The organism is Gemmobacter fulvus (assembly GCF_018798885.1).
In the GTDB taxonomy this organism is placed as follows: Bacteria; Pseudomonadota; Alphaproteobacteria; order Rhodobacterales; family Rhodobacteraceae; genus Gemmobacter; species Gemmobacter fulvus.
Window position 1 is genome coordinate 17,086 of sequence record NZ_CP076363.1, and the last position, 16,231, is coordinate 33,316.

Annotated in this window: 14 protein-coding genes and 1 riboswitch; of the genes, 4 read left to right on the forward strand and 10 right to left on the reverse strand. The window is 66.4% G+C overall.

Annotation, left to right across the window (positions count from 1 at the left end; genetic code table 11):
* Genes thiS through thiC form a run of 3 tightly spaced genes read right to left on the reverse strand, consistent with a single transcriptional unit; the run spans nucleotide 1 to nucleotide 2,946 of the window.
* Nucleotides 1-198 carry a sulfur carrier protein ThiS gene (thiS, locus tag KM031_RS18590; protein ID WP_215505644.1) on the reverse strand — a complete coding sequence of 66 codons (198 nt, stop codon included), beginning with the start codon at nucleotides 196-198 and terminating at the stop codon, nucleotides 1-3.
* The gene (thiO, locus tag KM031_RS18595) at nucleotides 188-1,141 is read right to left on the reverse strand and encodes a glycine oxidase ThiO (protein WP_215505645.1); all 954 of its coding nucleotides are present in this window, start codon (nucleotides 1,139-1,141) and stop codon (nucleotides 188-190) included. The genes thiS and thiO overlap by 11 nt, the downstream gene beginning before the upstream one ends.
* Nucleotides 1,138-2,946: a phosphomethylpyrimidine synthase ThiC gene (gene thiC, locus KM031_RS18600; protein ID WP_215505646.1), complete on the reverse strand. Its 1,809-nt coding sequence runs from the start codon at nucleotides 2,944-2,946 to the stop codon at nucleotides 1,138-1,140. Before thiC ends, thiO begins: the two co-directional genes overlap by 4 nt.
* A 100-nt stretch (nucleotides 2,947-3,046) precedes the next feature.
* Nucleotides 3,047-3,169, reverse strand: a riboswitch (TPP riboswitch).
* A gap of 93 nt (nucleotides 3,170-3,262) precedes the next feature.
* Here thiC and KM031_RS18605 point away from each other — a divergent pair.
* Nucleotides 3,263-4,009: an endonuclease/exonuclease/phosphatase family protein gene (locus KM031_RS18605; RefSeq protein ID WP_215505647.1), complete on the forward strand. Its 747-nt coding sequence runs from the start codon at nucleotides 3,263-3,265 to the stop codon at nucleotides 4,007-4,009.
* 16 nt (nucleotides 4,010-4,025) lie between these two features.
* Here KM031_RS18605 and KM031_RS18610 read toward each other — a convergent pair whose 3' ends face one another.
* The 6 genes from KM031_RS18610 to KM031_RS18635 all read right to left on the reverse strand — a co-directional run bounded on the left by KM031_RS18610 (nucleotide 4,026) and on the right by KM031_RS18635 (nucleotide 11,944).
* The gene (locus tag KM031_RS18610) at nucleotides 4,026-5,594 is read right to left on the reverse strand and encodes a phospholipase D family protein (protein ID WP_215505648.1); all 1,569 of its coding nucleotides are present in this window, start codon (nucleotides 5,592-5,594) and stop codon (nucleotides 4,026-4,028) included.
* Between the two features lie 121 nt (nucleotides 5,595-5,715).
* Nucleotides 5,716-7,500, reverse strand: a complete 1,785-nt coding sequence (locus tag KM031_RS18615) for an acetyl/propionyl/methylcrotonyl-CoA carboxylase subunit alpha (RefSeq protein WP_215505649.1) — start codon at nucleotides 7,498-7,500, stop codon at nucleotides 5,716-5,718.
* A complete protein-coding gene (locus KM031_RS18620) occupies nucleotides 7,497-9,074 on the reverse strand; it encodes a 5-oxoprolinase subunit B/C family protein (protein WP_215505650.1) in 1,578 nt (525 codons plus the stop codon). The genes KM031_RS18615 and KM031_RS18620 overlap by 4 nt, the downstream gene beginning before the upstream one ends.
* Before the next feature lie 4 nt (nucleotides 9,075-9,078).
* Nucleotides 9,079-9,873: a putative hydro-lyase gene (locus tag KM031_RS18625; protein WP_215505651.1), complete on the reverse strand. Its 795-nt coding sequence runs from the start codon at nucleotides 9,871-9,873 to the stop codon at nucleotides 9,079-9,081.
* Nucleotides 9,870-10,646, reverse strand: coding sequence for a LamB/YcsF family protein (locus KM031_RS18630; protein WP_215505652.1), 777 nt, complete (start codon nucleotides 10,644-10,646; stop codon nucleotides 9,870-9,872). The genes KM031_RS18625 and KM031_RS18630 overlap by 4 nt, the downstream gene beginning before the upstream one ends.
* Nucleotides 10,647-10,705: 59 nt before the next feature.
* The gene (locus tag KM031_RS18635; RefSeq protein WP_215505653.1) at nucleotides 10,706-11,944 is read right to left on the reverse strand and encodes an NRAMP family divalent metal transporter; all 1,239 of its coding nucleotides are present in this window, start codon (nucleotides 11,942-11,944) and stop codon (nucleotides 10,706-10,708) included.
* A 304-nt stretch (nucleotides 11,945-12,248) separates the two neighbouring features.
* On the opposite strand from KM031_RS18635, the gene KM031_RS18640 reads away from it, so the two are divergent.
* The 3 genes from KM031_RS18640 to aspA all read left to right on the forward strand — a co-directional run bounded on the left by KM031_RS18640 (nucleotide 12,249) and on the right by aspA (nucleotide 15,386).
* Entirely contained in the window at nucleotides 12,249-12,905 is a 657-nt protein-coding gene (locus tag KM031_RS18640; protein ID WP_215505654.1) for a GntR family transcriptional regulator, read from the forward strand.
* Between the two features lie 22 nt (nucleotides 12,906-12,927).
* Entirely contained in the window at nucleotides 12,928-13,824 is an 897-nt protein-coding gene (locus tag KM031_RS18645; RefSeq protein ID WP_215505655.1) for a LysR family transcriptional regulator, read from the forward strand.
* 155 nt (nucleotides 13,825-13,979) lie between these two features.
* On the forward strand, nucleotides 13,980-15,386 hold the full coding sequence (gene aspA / locus KM031_RS18650; protein WP_246567108.1) for an aspartate ammonia-lyase: 1,407 nt from the start codon (nucleotides 13,980-13,982) through the stop codon (nucleotides 15,384-15,386).
* 22 nt (nucleotides 15,387-15,408) lie between these two features.
* Here the strand turns inward: aspA and KM031_RS18655 are convergent, their stop codons facing one another.
* Complete coding sequence (locus KM031_RS18655; protein ID WP_246567109.1) at nucleotides 15,409-16,191, reverse strand: ABC transporter permease; 783 nt, start codon at nucleotides 16,189-16,191, stop codon at nucleotides 15,409-15,411.
* Nucleotides 16,192-16,231 lie beyond the last annotated feature (40 nt).

Sequence of the window (16,231 nt, forward strand, 5' to 3'; positions counted from 1 at the left end):
TCAGCCCCCCTGCATCGGGGCGAGGATTTCCAGCCGGTCGCCCTCGCGCAGCACCGTGCGGGCGCGCAGCGGGGCGGGCAGAAAATCGCCGTTCAGCGCTGTGGCAATGCCGTTGTCAGGAAAGCCGAGGCAGGCCAGCGTTTCGGCCACGCTGGCGGGGGCGACCTCGGTCGGGGTGCCGTTCACATCAATGCGCATGGGCAGGATCCTTTGCAAATCGGGTGGCAAGCTGTTCGGCCAAGGCAGGGGCCAGCAGAAACCCGTGCCGGTAACAGCCATTCAGCTGCCAATGCCCGTCCGCCCCGGTCAGGCGGGGCAGGTTATCGGCATAGGCCGGGCGCAGGCCCGCGCCGGTTTCCAGCAGCTGTGCTTCGGCAAAGGCGGGGTGGAGCGTATAGGCGGCGGCCAGCAGCTCCATCACCGCGCGGGCGGTGACGGGGCCGGGATCATCGCTTTCCACCATGGTCGCCCCAACCATGTAGACGCCTTGGCCGCGTGGCACGATATAGATCGGCGTGCGCGGATGCAGCAGGCGGACCGGGCGTGACAGGCTGACCTCGGTGCAGCGCAGCAGCAGCATTTCACCCCGCACAGCGCGCAACGGCAGCCGGTCGCGGGCGGCAAACCCGCGACAGTCGATCACCGCCTCTGCGCGCGGCGTCGGTGCGGCGGTGTGAAAAACCACCCCACGCCGGGCCAGCCCGTCGCGCAGCGCCTGAAGCGCGGCGCGCGGATCCAGATGCCCCTCGCCGGGATAGAACAGCGCCTGATCAAAGCGATCCGCAAGATCCGGCTCCAGTGCTGCCAGCGCCGCGCCGTGCCGTATCTCATGCCCGGTGGTGCGGCTGGCAAACCGCGCGAGTTCGGCCCGGTCGCGCGGCGGCGCGACAACCAGCGTGCCGTGGCGCACAACACCCGGCACATGATCCGCCCACCAATCCACCGCGCCCCGGCCAAGGGCCAGCACCTCGGGCGGGGCGCTTTCGGCCTCGCACCAGGGGGCCAGCATGCCCCCCGCCAGCCAGGAGGCCGCGCGCGACGCGGGGCCGGGGTCGATCACCTCGACCCGTGCCCCGCGCGCGGCAAGGGCGGTGGCGGCGCACAGCCCCGCCACCCCCGCACCGAAGATGCGGAAGGTCATTCCCCCGCCACCTCGGGGATCTGACGGATCGGCATATACAGATTGCCGCCTTCGCGGAACTTTTCGGCCATCCGCGCCATGCCTTCCTTCTGCGCCTCGGCCCGGATGTCATGGCTGATCCGCATGGAGCAGAACTTCGGCCCGCACATCGAACAGAAATGCGCCGTCTTGTGCGCCTCTTTCGGCAGGGTTTCATCGTGGAAGCTGCGCGCGGTATCGGGATCGAGCGACAGGTTGAACTGGTCCTCCCAGCGGAATTCAAACCGTGCGCGCGACAGCGCATCATCGCGGGCCTGCGCGCCGGGATGCCCCTTGGCCAGATCGGCGGCATGGGCGGCGATCTTGTAGGTGATGACCCCGGTTTTCACATCATCGCGGTCCGGCAGGCCCAGATGTTCCTTGGGGGTGACGTAACACAGCATCGCCGTGCCGAACCAGCCGATCATCGCCGCGCCGATGGCCGAGGTGATGTGATCATAGCCCGGCGCAATATCGGTTGTCAGCGGGCCAAGCGTGTAGAACGGCGCCTCACCACAGGTGGCAAGCTGCTTGTCCATATTGGCCTTGATCTTGTGCATGGCCACATGGCCCGGCCCTTCGATCATCACCTGACAATCCTTTGCCCAGGCGATCTGCGTCAGTTCGCCCAGCGTTTCCAGCTCGGCAAACTGCGCGGCGTCATTGGCATCGGCGATGGAGCCGGGGCGCAGCCCGTCGCCGAGCGAGAAGCTGACATCATAGGCGCGCATAATGTCGCAGATCTCGTCGAAATGCTCATAGAGAAAGCTTTCGCGGTGATGATGCAGGCACCATTTCGCCATGATGGACCCGCCGCGCGACACGATGCCGGTGACGCGGTTCACCGTCAGCGGGATGTAATGCAGCCGCACCCCGGCATGGATGGTGAAATAATCCACCCCCTGTTCAGCCTGTTCGATCAGCGTATCGCGGAACACTTCCCACGACAGGTCTTCGGCAATGCCACCGACCTTTTCCAGCGCCTGATACAGCGGCACCGTGCCGATCGGCACCGAGGAATTGCGCAGGATCCAGTCGCGGATATTGTGGATATTGCGCCCGGTCGACAGGTCCATCACCGTATCCGCGCCCCAGCGGATCGCCCAGACCATCTTTTCGACCTCTTCCTCCATGCTGGAGGTGACGGCAGAATTGCCGATATTGGCGTTGATCTTCACCAGGAAGTTGCGGCCGATGATCATCGGCTCCAGTTCCGGGTGGTTGATATTGGCGGGGATGATGGCGCGGCCCCGGGCAATCTCGTCACGCACGAATTCCGGTGTCACGAGGTTGGGGATCGCCGCGCCGAAATCCTCGCCGTCGCGGGGGGCCAAAGCGGTGCGGCCCAGATTTTCGCGGATGGCGACATATTCCATTTCCGGCGTGATGATCCCGGCGCGGGCATAGGCAAGCTGCGTGACGGCGCGGCCCTCGGTGGCGCGCAGCGGCGCACGCTGCTGCGGAAAGGCCGGGGTCAGCCGCGCGCCTTCGGCAAAGCCGTTGTCGGCGGGCTGCACCGGGCGGGCCGGATAGGCGGCGACATCGCCCCGCGCGACCTGCCACTGGCCCCGCTGCGGCGCAAGGCCCTGTGCGATATGCACGGTGGCGGTGGGATCGGTATAGGGGCCCGAGCTGTCATAGACCGTGATCGGCGGTTCCCCGGCCGAAGGGTGCAGCGCAATCTGGCGCATCGGCACGCGCAGATCGGGATGCAGGCTGCCCGGCAGATGGATCTTGGTCGAGGCGGGCAGGCCCCCGGTGGTGATCTTGGGTGGCAGAATGGTCATGCGTGTCTCCTCAAGCGTAAACTCAAAAAGACCCGGAGATGCGAGGCAGAAAGGGGCCAATGGCCCATGATCGGGGGCCAATATGGCCCAAAGAGGCCCAGACGGCGCCCTTCGGTCTTCCTACGCCAGTATCAACTGGGTCAGGTTCAAAGGGTCGCTGCGCCGTGGGTTGCCCCACATTCAGCCTCTCAGTCCCTTGGGCGGGACTCCCCTGACGTAGGGCAAGGGATAGGGGATGGCGGCGAATGCGTCAAGACTGCGCGAGGCGGATGATGCGGGACTTGCAGCCGGGGCGGGGATACGAAACGATGCCCGCATGACCAAACACCCCCCCGCGCATCCTGATCTCGTTGTTGCCACCTATAATGTGCAAAAGGGCATCGGCACCGATCTGCGCCGCGATGCCCGGCGCACGGAACGGGTGATTTCGGCGCTCGGGGCCGATATTGTCGCGGTGCAGGAGGGCGACCGACGCTTCGGCAACCGGGCGGGGGTGCTGGATCTGGCGGTGTTGCGGGCGTCCAGTGGTCTGGTGCCGGTGCCGGTGGCGGCCCCGCTGGGGGCCTTGGCGCATGGCTGGCATGGCAATCTGCTGCTGGTGCGCGCCGCCGCCGTCGAATCGGTGCGCGGGCTGCATCTGCCGGGGGCAGAGCCGCGCGGCGCGCTGATCGTCGATCTGGATCTGGCGCAGTTCGGGCCGGTGCGGGTGATTGCGGTGCATCTGGCGCTGCTGGCGCGGGCGCGCCGGGCACAGGCGCGGATGCTGGCCGAGGTGGCCGCCGAGGCGCAAGAGCGGGATGGCCGCCCGACCATCGTGATGGGCGATATGAACGAATGGCGGCGCTGGCCCAGCCCGGCGCTTGCGGCGCTGGATCATCATCTTGGCGCGCCGGGGCTGGCCCCGAGCTTTCCGGCGATTTTTCCGCGCCTGCCGCTGGACCGGATCTATGCCTCGAAGGGGTTCGACATGCTGTCGGTCGCGGCGCATGACACGGCGCTGGCGCGGCGGGCTTCGGATCATCTGCCGGTGGTGGCGCGGCTGCGCCCGCGGGGCAGGGACTGAGCTTTAGGGGCCTGACCTAAAGCAGCCATTCGATCGGCAAAAGGCCCAACAGCCGCACCAGGGCCCGGCTGGCCCAAGTGGTGCCCGGCTCTGCCCGGTGCAGCACCTCGCTGCCCTCCATACCGGGGTCGACCCATTGCAGATGGCCCCGCGCCGACAGCCGCAACTCATAGGCCACATCCGCCATATCCTCGCGGATCGCGGCGGACACTTCGCTGGCCAGCCCGGGGCTGTCGATCAGAAAGCCCATTTCCGTATTCAGGAATTTCGACCGGGGATCTAGGTTGAACGAGCCGACGAATAGCGTGCGCCCGTCCAGCACAAGGGTTTTGGAGTGCAGGCTGGTGCCTGAGGATCCGGGCAACCCGCGCCGTCTGCGGCGATGGCGCGCGCCGAAGGTGGGTTTGCGCAAGCCTTCGCCGGCCTTCAGCTCATAAAGCGTGACACCTGCGGCAAGCAGCCGGTGGCGGTAGCGGGCATAACCGCAATGCACCATGGTCACATCGGTGGATTGCTGGCCATTGGTCAGCACGCGCAGGCGCACACCGCGCCGCAGCCGCGCCTCTATCGCGCGCAACCCGGTTTGCCCCGGAATGAAATAGGCCGACACAAGCAGCGCCTCTTTCCGGGCGCGCGATAGCAGCGCATCCAGCCGGTTGATCAGCAATTGCCGCCGTTCGGCGCGCCCGGCGGCCTTCTCGGGCGGATCACTGATCAGCCGCACCGGTGCGCAATGGAACTGCGCGCAGCCCGACAGCAGGTCGCTGGCGGCAGAGCTGTCCTCCAATGCCTGAAGATAGGGTTCGGCCTCTGCCGTTGCGCGCAGCCGGGCGGCTTCGGTGGTCAGCCGATGCAGGCCATCGGCGGGCGTGCGCAGCATGGCTTCGGCGGGAATGGCAACGGAACAGGCCCAGTAGCGATCAAAATCGGCCCCGACATCGGCAGCGGCGGGGCCTGCCGCCAGCACGTCGAAGTCGATGAAATGCCGCTGCGCGTCGCCCTGAAAATAGGCATCGCCGATGTTGCGCCCGCCGATCACACAGACGGCCCCATCCGCCGTCAGCGATTTGTTGTGCATGCGCCGGTTCAGCCGCCCGAAATCCAGCAGAAGGTTGATCAGCCGCACCCGGCGCAGCACAAACGGGTTGAAGATCCGCAGCTCTACCCCCGGCAGGGTGTTCAGCGCGGCAAAGGCACCGTCCAGTTCCGGCGCGCCGATGTCATCGACCAGCACCCGGATCCGCACGCCGCGCTCTGCCGCACGGCGCAGCTCGTCCAGCACCACATATCCGGCAATATCCGGCTGCCAGAGGTAATATTGCAGATCGAGCGAGACTTCGGCGGCGCGGATCAGGTGAATCCGGGTGGCAAAGGCCTCCAGCCCGTCGCGCAGGCCGATCAGCCCGCTGTGCCCGTTGCCGTCACAGGGCACGGCCGCCGCTGCGGCCCCCAGGGCGGTGTCGTTGCTTGCGGGCAGCGCCTGGGATTTGCTGCGGGGCAGTCGCGCCGCCCGAAAGAAGGCAAGGCGCAGCCCGAGCGCTGCCAGAACAAGGGCCAGCCCAAGGCCGAGGGCGACAGACAGCATCTCTCAGAGCCGGATCATGTGCAAAACCCATCCATTGACACGCCCGGCCCCTGCACTGAACGCGCGAAGGCCGGGTCGGCAGGTCAACTCTAGGCCGGGGCAGATGGTTCCGCCAGCGCGATCACTCGGCCACGATGCGCGCCAGTGCTGCACCATAGGCCAGTGCCGTGCCCGCCTCGGCCAGCCGGGTCAGCCGACCTGCATGGGGGGCCTCGACCCGGGTTTCCATCTTCATGGCTTCCATCACCGCGATTACCTCGCCGGATTGCACCAGCGCGCCATCCTCGACCTGCCACAATTGCAGCGTGCCGGGCACCGGGGCGGGCACCAGATTGGCATCCGCCTCTGCCGCGACGCTGGCGGGTGCTGCCGCACCTCCAGCCGTGGGCAGGGCCGATAGCAGGCCCGCAGGCAGACCCAGCTCGTGCCGTTTGCCGTCAATTTCGACCGACAGGCGCAGCATCGGGGCCGTATCGGCGGGCGTCACACGCGGATGTGCAGCCAGCGTTTCGGCCAGCGCCTCGGCGAAATCGGTTTCGATCCAGCGGGTATGCACCCGGAACTCCCCAGCCTCGGCCCGGAAATCCGGCTGCGCCACCACGGCGCGGTGGAAGGGCAGCACCGAGGCCACGCCATCAATGCGGAATTCGGCCAGCGCACGGGCGGCGCGGGCCAAGGCCTCGGCGCGGGTGGCCCCGGTCACGATCAGCTTGCCCATCAGCGAATCAAAGCTGCCGGGCACGACAGATCCGGTCGCCACGCCACTGTCCATGCGGATGCCGGGACCCGAGGGCGCGTCCCACAGCGCAATCGGGCCGGGGGTGGGCAGAAAGCCGCGTGCCGGATCTTCGGCATTGATGCGGAATTCGATGCTGTGGCCGCGCGGTGTAGGCACACTGTCATCGGCCAGCCGCTCGCCCCGCGCCACCCGGATCATCGCGCGCACGATGTCGATGCCGGTGGTTTCTTCGGTGACGGGATGTTCCACCTGCAAGCGGGTGTTCACCTCGAGGAAAGACAAGGTGCCATTGCCCGACAGCAGGAATTCCACCGTGCCCGCGCCACTGTATCCGGCATGGGCGCAGATCGCACGGGCCGATTGGTGGATGCGGTCGCGCTGCGCTTCGGTCAGGAAGGGGGCGGGGGCTTCCTCTACCAGCTTCTGATTGCGGCGCTGCAACGAACAATCGCGCGTGCCCAGCACCTTGACGGTGCCATGCCGGTCGGCCAGCACCTGCGCTTCGATATGACGAGGCCGGTCGAGGAATTGTTCGATGAAACATTCACCACGGCCAAAGGCGGTTTCCGCCTCGCGCGTGGCCGAGGCGAACAGCTCTTCCACCTCTTCCAGCCGCCATGCGACCTTCATGCCGCGCCCGCCCCCACCAAAGGCGGCCTTGATGGCAATCGGCAGGCCATTGGCGCGGGCAAAGGCCAGGGCGTCTGCCGGGGTTTCCACCGGGCCGGGCGATCCGGCCACCAAGGGCGCACCTACGGCTTCGGCAATGCGGCGCGCCCCGATCTTGTCACCCAGCGCCTCGATCACCGCCGGATCGGGGCCGATCCAGATCAGGCCCGCCGCCTGCACCGCACGGGCGAAATCGGCGCGCTCGGACAGGAAGCCATAACCGGGATGGATCGCATCCGCGCCCGCACGCCGGGCGATGGCAATAATCTTGTCGGCATCGAGATAGGTTTCCGCCGGGCGGTCGCCATGCAGCGCATAGGCCTCGTCCGCCATGCGCACAAACAGCGCGTCCCGGTCGGCATCGGCATAGATGGCAAGGGCGGCAATGCCTTCGTCACGGCAGGCGCGGATCACCCGCACCGCAATTTCACCGCGATTGGCGATCAGGATCCGGGTGACGGGGCGCAGATCGGGGCTGCTGGGGGCAAAAAGGGTCATGCTTGGCTCGCGTCTGGCTGAATGGGGGCAAAGGGGCGGGCGGCGGTAAAGCGGATTCGCGCGCCGGGCGGGATCTGCGCTGCAAGATCAAGCGCTTCGGGCAGCAGGGTGGCGATCACCGGATAACCGCCGGTCAGCGGGTGATCGGCCAGAAACAGCACCGGCTGGCCGGAATGGGGCACCTGAATGGCCCCCGTTTCGGTGCCTTCGGAGGGCAGCTCTGCGGCATCGTCGCGGCGGATCGGCACCGCTCCGGCAAGGCGGATACCAACGCGGGACGATTGCGCGGTCACTTCCCACTCCTGCGACAGGAACTGCGCCACCACGGCGGGGCTGAACCAGTCGGTGCGCGGGCCAAGCGTCACCGGCAGCGTGACGATCTGCCCCGGCGCGGGCAGGGCGCGCGGCAGGCGCAGATCCGGCTCCACCGCCCCGGCGGGCGCATGGGCCAGCGGCACCACATCCCCCGCAAGTATCGGGGCCGGGCCGACATTGGCCAGCGTATCGGTGGCCGCCGATCCCAGAACCGGGGCCACGGCAAAGCCGCCGCGCAGGGCAAGATAGCTGCGCATACCGGCGACGGGCGGGTGGATCAGCAAGCTCTCGCCCGGATCCAGCGCGACGGGGCGGCTGAGATCGGCAGGCAGGCGGCGGCCTGCCGTCTCGATCTCGGCCCGGTCGGCGGCACCTTCCAGCGCCACGGTGACGGCATGATCGGCGCGCAGCCGCACCGGACCCAGAGTGATTTCCAACGCTGCCGCATTGGCCGGATTGCCGACGCGGCGATTGGCCCGGCGCAGCGCGCCGATATCCAGCGCGCCCGAGGCCGAAACGCCCTGCCCACCCTGACCGGGGCGGCCCTCATCCTGCATCAGGATCGGAAAGGCGGTGGCCAGAACATGCAGCCCTTCGGTGGCGGGGGCAGGCAGCGGCACGGCAGCAGACCGCACCTGTGCCGCGCGTTCCACAAAGCGCACCCGCTGGCCGGGGCGCAGCAGGGCAGGGGGATCGCGCGTCAGATCCCACATCGGCACATCGGTGGTGCCGATCAATTGCCAGCCGCCGGGGCTGGCCTGCGGATAGATGCCGCCAAACCGCCCGGCCAGCGCCACCGATCCCGCCGGGATGCGCGTGCGCGGGGCAGGACGGCGCGGCAGATCAAAGCGCGGATCGTCGCATGTCATATAGGCGAAACCGGGGGCAAAACCGCAGAACGCCACCTGCCAAAGCGCCGCCTGATGGGCGGCAATCACCTCGGCCACGCTCAGCCCCATATGCTGCGCGACATCGGCCAGGTCTTCGCCATCATAACGCATCGGCAGCTCGATCACCTCGGTCTGCACCGCCGCGCGCGGCGCATCGGCTGAAGGCGCGCGGGCGAGGATTGCGGCGGCCAAGGCGCTGTCGGCCGCCACGCCGGGGGCGGTGCGGATCATCAGAGTGCGGGCGGCTGGGATGATTTCGGTCACGCCCGCCACAGGATCGGCGTTGAGCGCATCAAACAGCGCCTGAGACGCGGCCAGATCTGCCAGCTCCACCAGCAGGGTCTGCGGCCCGATGGGCAGGAAACGCATCATTTTACACCTGCCAATTGCGGTCGGGAATATCGGTGATGAACATATGGCCCGGCGCATGGGTGATGGCAAAGGGCACATTGGAGGCCATGACGGCGGCTTGTGGCGTTACCCCGCAGGCCCAGAACACCGGCACTTCGCCGGTGCGGACCTCCACTGGATCGCCGAAATCAGGGCGCGACAGATCGGTGATCCCCAGCGCCTCGGGCGCGCCGACATGCACCGGGGCCCCATGAACCGCCGGAAACCGGCCCGAGATCATCGCGGCTTCGGCCACACGCTCTGCCGGGATCGGGCGCATCGACACCACCATCGGGCCGGACAGCCGCCCGGCACTGCGGCAGGGACGGTTGGTGCGATACATCGGCACATTGCAGCCCTGCGCGATGTGGCGCATCTCGATCCCGGCCTGCATCAGCGGTGTTTCAAAGGTGAAGCTGCACCCGATCAGGAAGGTCACCAGATCGGCATGTTCGGCCCAGACCTGCGTGGCATCGGCGACCTCCTCGGCCAGCGCGCCATTGCGCCAGACCCGGTAGAGCGGCAGATCACGGCGCAGATCGGCTCCGGGGGCCAGCGGTGTGCTGTGGCTGCCCGGGTCCGAGACATCGAGCACCGGGCAGGGCTTGGGGTTGCGCTGCGCATAGAGCAGGAAATCCCAGGCCCAATCGCGCGGCAGCGAGATCATGTTGCACTGGGTAAAGCCGGGGGCCATGCCCGCCGTGGGGGCAATCAGCCCGTCGCGGCACAGCATCCGGGCGGTGCGGGCCGCCTCGGCATTGGCGACAAAGGCGGTCATGCGGCACCTGCCGGGGCAAAGGCGGTGATGGCAACGCCCGCCGCCATCAGCCGTTCGCGGATGCACCGCGCCATGGATACGGCATCGGGGCTGTCCCCATGCACGCAGATCGACTGTGCGGCCAAGGGCAGCACCGATCCGTCAACCGCCTCGATCACGCCTTCGGTGGCAAGCCGCAGCATCCGGGCCGCAATCTGATCGGGGTCATGCAGCACAGCCCCGGCCTCGCGCCGCGATACCAGCGTGCCCTGCGGCGTATAGGCCCGGTCGGCAAAGGCCTCGGCCACCGTCGCCAGCCCCGCCGCCTGAGCGCGCGCAAGGACCGGTGCGCCTGCCAGCCCCATCAGCACCAGCGCCGGGTCCACCGCGCGGATCCCGGCGATCACCGCATCGGCCTGCCGCGCATCGCCCGCAATGGTGTTGTAAAGCGCGCCATGCGGTTTGACATAGGTGACGCGCGTGCCCGCTGCCTGCGCCAGCCCTTGCAACGCCCCGATCTGATAGATCACATCGGCAGTCAACTCGTCCGAGGTGACATCCATCGGGCGGCGGCCAAAGCCGACACGATCCGGGTAGGACACATGGGCCCCCACCGCGACGCCACGGGCTGCGGCGGCGCGCAGCGTGGCCAGAATGGTCAGCGGATCCCCGGCGTGAAACCCGCAGGCGACATTGGCCGAACTGACCAAGGTCAGCATCGTGTCATCATCGCCCATCTTCCATGCGCCATAGCCTTCGCCAAGATCGCTGTTCAGATCAATCGTCGGGGTCATTTCGGGTCTCCTCCGGAAAAGGGGGGCGGCCCCGTGGGGCCAGCCCGATCAGTCAGGGATCACGCGCCGAGGAAGGCAAAGATCGGGCCGATGGACTTGAAGCCCATATACCAGGTCAGCGCACAGACAATTGCGCTGAGGATCAGCAGCGGGCGGTTGTAGCGATGCCCGCCCATCAGATCGGCGCGTGCAAAGCCCACATAGGTGAAGATGGTCAGACCGATCGGCAGGATCAGGCCGTTGAAACCACCGACGAACACCAGAATGGCGGCGGGTGCGGTGCCCAGCGACAGGTAAACCACCAGTGACACGGTGATGAAGATCACGGTTGCGATGTTGCGGGCGCGGTCATCCATCGGGCGGAACACCGTCAGGAAGCTGACCGAGGTATAGGCCGCCCCGATCACCGAGGTGATCGCCGCCGCCCAGAGTACCAGACCGAACACCCGCATCCCCCAATCACCTGCCGCAGCGGCAAAGGCCTGCGCCGCCGGATTGGCCGCCTGGCTGGACAGATCCAGCGTGACGCCCGAGGCGACAACGCCCAGAATGGCCAGGAACAGCACAAAGCGCATCAGCCCTGTTACGGCGATGCCGGTCAGAGCGGCGCGGCTGACCGCTGCCAAATTGTGTTCGCCGGTCAGGCCCTTGTCCAGCAGGCGGTGCGCGCCGGAATAGGTGATATAGCCGCCCACGGTGCCGCCGACGATGGTGGTGATGGTGGCGAAATCAATGGTGTCGGGCAGGATGGCCTGCCGCAGTGCCTCGCCCACCGGCGGGTTGGAGACGACGGCCACAAACACCGTCAGCAGGATCATCACCACGCCAAGGCCGATGATCATCTGATCCAGCAGCAGCCCGGCGCGTTTCGACAGGAAGATCGCAATCGCAAGCAAGGCCGACAGCCCGCCGCCGATCTTCGGATCCAGCCCCAGCATCGCATTCAGGCCCAGACCGGCCCCGGCGATATTGCCGACGTTGAACGCCAGCCCGCCGATGATGACCAGCACCGCCAGCAGATAGCCCGCGCCGGGGATCGCCATGTTTGCAGTTTCCGATGCCCGCCGCCCGGTCAACGCGGTGATGCGCCAGATGTTCAGCTGCACCACGAAGTCGATCAGGATCGAGGCGAGGATCGCAAAGGCGAACGAGGCGCCGAGCTTCGCGGTGAATGTCGCCGTCTGGGTGATGAAGCCGGGGCCGATGGCCGATGTGGCCATCAGAAAGATCGCCGCCATGAAGGATCCGCGCAGGGCGGCCTTCGCGGCGGATGGGCTGGTTGGCGGGGTATCGCTCATCAGTCATGTTCCTGCTGCATAGGGGGAGGGCGTGGATGGAATACCGGAACTGTGAATAACACATGGCAATGCGTCAACAATTATCTGACAGTAGAGTCATTATTGTTGAACAATTTATCTAACTCCTTGACCAAACTTGATGCAGGATCGGACAGACTCAGCGCATCTGCTCAGTGTTTCGGCAGGATCTGCACCATGACCGAGCGAAAATTGTCCCGAATCATGCAGGGTCCCCAGCCGGTGCCTTGTGCCGGTGCTGCGGGTGCGACATGATCCGCAGAATTGGGTGACAAGGATTTTCACGATGGCCGATGACCGCGATCTGCCCCCGAGCCTTGCCGAACAGGTGGCGATGCGGCTGCGGGATCAGGTCATCAGCGGGGTGCTGACCCCCGGCCAGCGGCTGTCCGAGGCAAAGCTGGCGACCGATCTGGATATTTCGCGCAACACGCTGCGCGAGGTGTTCCGCCTGCTGACCCGCGAAGGCCTGCTGAAACACGAACCCAACCGGGGCGTGTTCGTGGCGGTGCCCTCGATGGCCTCGATCCTTGATATCTACCGCGTGCGGCGGCTGATCGAAGTGCCCGCCCTTGCGCAGGCCTGGCCCCGCCATGCCGCCGTCGTCCGGATGCGCGCGGCGGTGGACCGGGCCGAGGCAATGCTTCCGGCGCAGGACTGGCGGGCCATCGGCAGCGCGAATATGGAGTTTCACGCCGCCATCGTCGCCCTGACCGACAGCCCGCGCCTGATTGCGTTTTTTGCCCATATCATTGCCGAACTGCGGCTGGCCTTTGGCCTGCTCGACAGCCCGGAACTGCTGCACAGCCCGTATATCAGCATGAATGCGCAGATTCTGGCGCGGCTGGAAGCGGGCGATGCCCCTGCTGCTGCCACAATGCTGGATGATTATCTGAGCAAATCCGAACGGGCGGTGATGGCGGCCTTTGCCCGTCTGGGTTAGGCTGTCTCAAAAGGGGCGTGCCGTGGATTTCAAATGGCTTGAAGATTTCCTGAGCCTGGCCGAAACGCACAGCTTTTCGCGCGCGGCGGAATTGCGCGGCGTGACGCAATCAGCATTCAGCCGCCGGATTCGTGCGCTGGAAGATTGGTTGGGGGCAGAGCTGCTCAACCGCGAAAGCTATCCGATCACGCTGACGCCCGAAGGCAAGCTGTTCCGCGAAACGGCCGAAGAGGCGGTGCGCATGATCCATGCACGCCGCGCCGAGTTTCGCCAACATGCGCGGGGCGGCGGGCCGGTGGTGTCACTTGTGGCGCTGCACAGCCTGACGGTGACCTTTCTGCCCGGCTGGCTGACGCGGCTGCGCGGCGCCATCGGCCCGGTGGCGAGCCGGGTGAAACCCGAAAACTTCGATCAATGTATCACCGCGCTGACCGAGGGCGGTTATGACTTTTTCCTGACCTACCATCATCCGCGCGTGCGCTTTCCGCTGGAGCCGGAGGCCTATCCGCATCTGGTGATCGGGCAGGACAGCCTTGCCGCCGTTGCCCGCCCCGGCTGGCCCGAAGATTGGGTGCAGGACGGAATGCCCTTGCTGCAATATTCGCGCGGCTCGTTCCTTGGCACGCTGGCCGGGATCGCACAGGCGCAACCCGGCGCGCCGAAGGTCTATGTGGCGCATACGAATGAAGCGTCGATGGCCGAGGCGATGAAGTCGATGGCGGTGGAGGGGCATGGCGTGGTCTGGCTGCCGCGCAGCCTCATCGCGCTCGACATCGCCGCCGGGCGGCTGGAGGTGGTTGCGCCCGAACTGCCGATGGAGATCCGGCTCTATCGCAATGCCACCCGTGCGCGCACCCTGACGGCGCGGGTCTGGCAGGCGGCTGAGCGGTTGGCCGAAGGTTATGCACAATCGGAATAACCCTCGCGTTATTGGCATTGGATTTGGCAGCGGCACAGGCGTAAATCCCGCCCAGACCGGCAAAAACAGCCAGTTGCGCACCGATTGACCCCATTCCAAACCTGCATGGCCCAGGCCCGCTTTTGGCGGTGTGCTGCCCCATGCCCGAGGACAGCATGACCAAAACCCGCAGCGAACATGATCTTCTGGGCGACCGTAACGTGCCTGCCAAGGCCTATTGGGGCGTGCATACGCTGCGCGCAGTCGAGAACTTCCCGATCTCGGGGCAGACCATCGGGCAGGTTCCCGATCTGGTGGTGGCGCTGGCCTGCATCAAACAGGCGGCGGCGCTGGCCAATGCCGATCTGGGCCTGCTGAAACCGGCCCGCCGTGACGCCATTGTGGCCGCCTGCGAGGAAATCCGCGCAGGCAAGCTGCATGATCAATTCGTGGTCGATCAGATTCAGGGCGGGGCGGGCACTTCGACCAACATGAACGCCAACGAGGTGATCGCAAACCGCGCGCTAGAAATCATGGGCTATCACAAGGGTGAATATGCCCATCTGCACCCGAACGAGCATGTGAACCAAAGCCAAAGCACCAATGATGTCTATCCCACCGCGCTGAAACTGGCGGCATGGTTCGGCATTCACCGGCTGATCCTCGCCATGGGCACCCTGCGCGGGGCCTTTGCCGAAAAGGCGGTGGAATTTGCCGATGTGCTGAAAATGGGCCGCACGCAGTTGCAGGAAGCGGTGCCGATGACGCTGGGGCAGGAATTCAACGCCTTTGCCATCATGCTGGGCGAAGATGAATTGCGGCTGGCCGAGGCGGCGCAGCTGATTCTTGAAATCAACCTTGGCGCCACCGCCATCGGCACCGGCATCACCGCGCATCCCGATTATGCCGCACGGGTCTGTGCCCGTCTGGCCGAAGTGACCGGCGTGCCGGTGGTGACTGCCGCCGATCTGGTGGAGGCGACGCAGGATTGCGGGGCTTTCGTGCAGGTTTCGGGCGTGTTGAAGCGGGTCGCGGTGAAACTGTCGAAAACCTGCAACGATCTGCGGCTGCTGTCCTCTGGCCCCCGCGCCGGCTTTGCCGAGATCAACCTGCCCGCGCGGCAGGCCGGCAGTTCGATCATGCCGGGCAAGGTCAACCCGGTGATCCCCGAGGTGGTCAATCAGGTGGCGTTCGAGGTGATCGGCAATGATGTGACCATCAGCTTTGCCGCCGAAGCCGGGCAATTGCAGCTGAACGCGTTCGAGCCGATCATCGCCTACAGCCTGTTCCGGTCCGTCTCGCATCTGACGGCGGCCTGCAACACGCTGGAGGATCACTGCATCCGCGGCATCACCGCCAACCGCGAAAAGCTGCGGCTGAGTGTGGAAACCTCGATCGGCATTGTCACGGCGCTGAACCCCTATATCGGTTATGCCAATGCCACCGAAGTGGCGCTTGAGGCGCATCACACCGGGCGCGGTGTCTATGAGCTGGTGCTGGAAAAGGGCCTGCTGCCGAAGGCGCGGCTGGATGCGATCCTGCGCCCGGAAGAGCTGACCCGGCCGCAGAAGATCGTCGCCTGAGCTGATAAGCAGTGGCGGCGGGTCAGCCCTGCCGCCACTGCGTTGCCCGCCGTTCCAGCGGCTGAATCACCAGATAGTCGAGCGCCAGCATCACCGCGACAAAGCTGAGCGCATAAGCCAGCACTCCGGCAATATCGAACAGCTGGAATTTCAGATGGATCTGGAAGCCCACGCCCGAGGACCGGCCCAGAAACTCGACCACCAGCACGATTTTCCAGATGATCGCCAGCCCGGTTCGGGCACTTGCGGTCAGGTAAGGGGCGAGTTGCGGCAGCAGGATATGGCGCAACCGGGCCATGGGTGACAGGCGGAACACCCGCGCCATATCGGCCAGATCGGGTGACAGCGTGCGCGCGCCTTCGCGCAGCGTCACCAGCACCATCGCGGTCTTGTTCAGGGTGACAGCGGCAATCGCCGCCACCTCGTTCAGCCCGATCCACAGGTAACACAGCACGATCACCACCAGGGCAGGCAGGTTCAGAAAGATCGTGACCCAGGGGTCAAGCCAGCGGTTCAGCCGCGGCATCCGCCCCAGCGCCACGCCCATCACACTGCCCAGAGCCATCGCCAGCGTGAAGGCCACTGCCACCCGCGCCAGCGTGGCGGCCATGTGCTGCCAGAGCCGCCCCGATATGGCTTCGGCCCAGACCACCGCCAGAACCTCGGCCGGGGCGGGCAGGATGCGCGGATCCGCGCGCAACAAGGCCAGCCACCACCAGAATGCCACAAACCCCGCCAGCGACAGGGCGAGGATCAGGCGGTCGGGCAATGGGGCGCGGGGTATCATCGGATCACGATATGACATGGGGCTGTGCTGCGACGCTGCGACCTTGGTCCAATGGCAG

Coding starts and splice junctions, on each gene's coding strand:
- KM031_RS18635 (WP_215505653.1), bottom strand. CDS start 11,944: ATGAGCGATACCCCGCCAACCAGCCCATCCGCCGCGAAGGCCGCCCTG.
- thiS (WP_215505644.1), bottom strand. CDS start 198: ATGCGCATTGATGTGAACGGCACCCCGACCGAGGTCGCCCCCGCCAGC.
- KM031_RS18605 (WP_215505647.1), top strand. CDS start 3,263: ATGACCAAACACCCCCCCGCGCATCCTGATCTCGTTGTTGCCACCTAT.
- KM031_RS18655 (WP_246567109.1), bottom strand. CDS start 16,191: ATGTCATATCGTGATCCGATGATACCCCGCGCCCCATTGCCCGACCGC.
- KM031_RS18610 (WP_215505648.1), bottom strand. CDS start 5,594: ATGCTGTCTGTCGCCCTCGGCCTTGGGCTGGCCCTTGTTCTGGCAGCG.
- KM031_RS18620 (WP_215505650.1), bottom strand. CDS start 9,074: ATGCGTTTCCTGCCCATCGGGCCGCAGACCCTGCTGGTGGAGCTGGCA.
- KM031_RS18615 (WP_215505649.1), bottom strand. CDS start 7,500: ATGACCCTTTTTGCCCCCAGCAGCCCCGATCTGCGCCCCGTCACCCGG.
- thiO (WP_215505645.1), bottom strand. CDS start 1,141: ATGACCTTCCGCATCTTCGGTGCGGGGGTGGCGGGGCTGTGCGCCGCC.
- KM031_RS18625 (WP_215505651.1), bottom strand. CDS start 9,873: ATGACCGCCTTTGTCGCCAATGCCGAGGCGGCCCGCACCGCCCGGATG.
- thiC (WP_215505646.1), bottom strand. CDS start 2,946: ATGACCATTCTGCCACCCAAGATCACCACCGGGGGCCTGCCCGCCTCG.
- KM031_RS18630 (WP_215505652.1), bottom strand. CDS start 10,646: ATGACCCCGACGATTGATCTGAACAGCGATCTTGGCGAAGGCTATGGC.
- aspA (WP_246567108.1), top strand. CDS start 13,980: ATGACCAAAACCCGCAGCGAACATGATCTTCTGGGCGACCGTAACGTG.
- KM031_RS18640 (WP_215505654.1), top strand. CDS start 12,249: ATGGCCGATGACCGCGATCTGCCCCCGAGCCTTGCCGAACAGGTGGCG.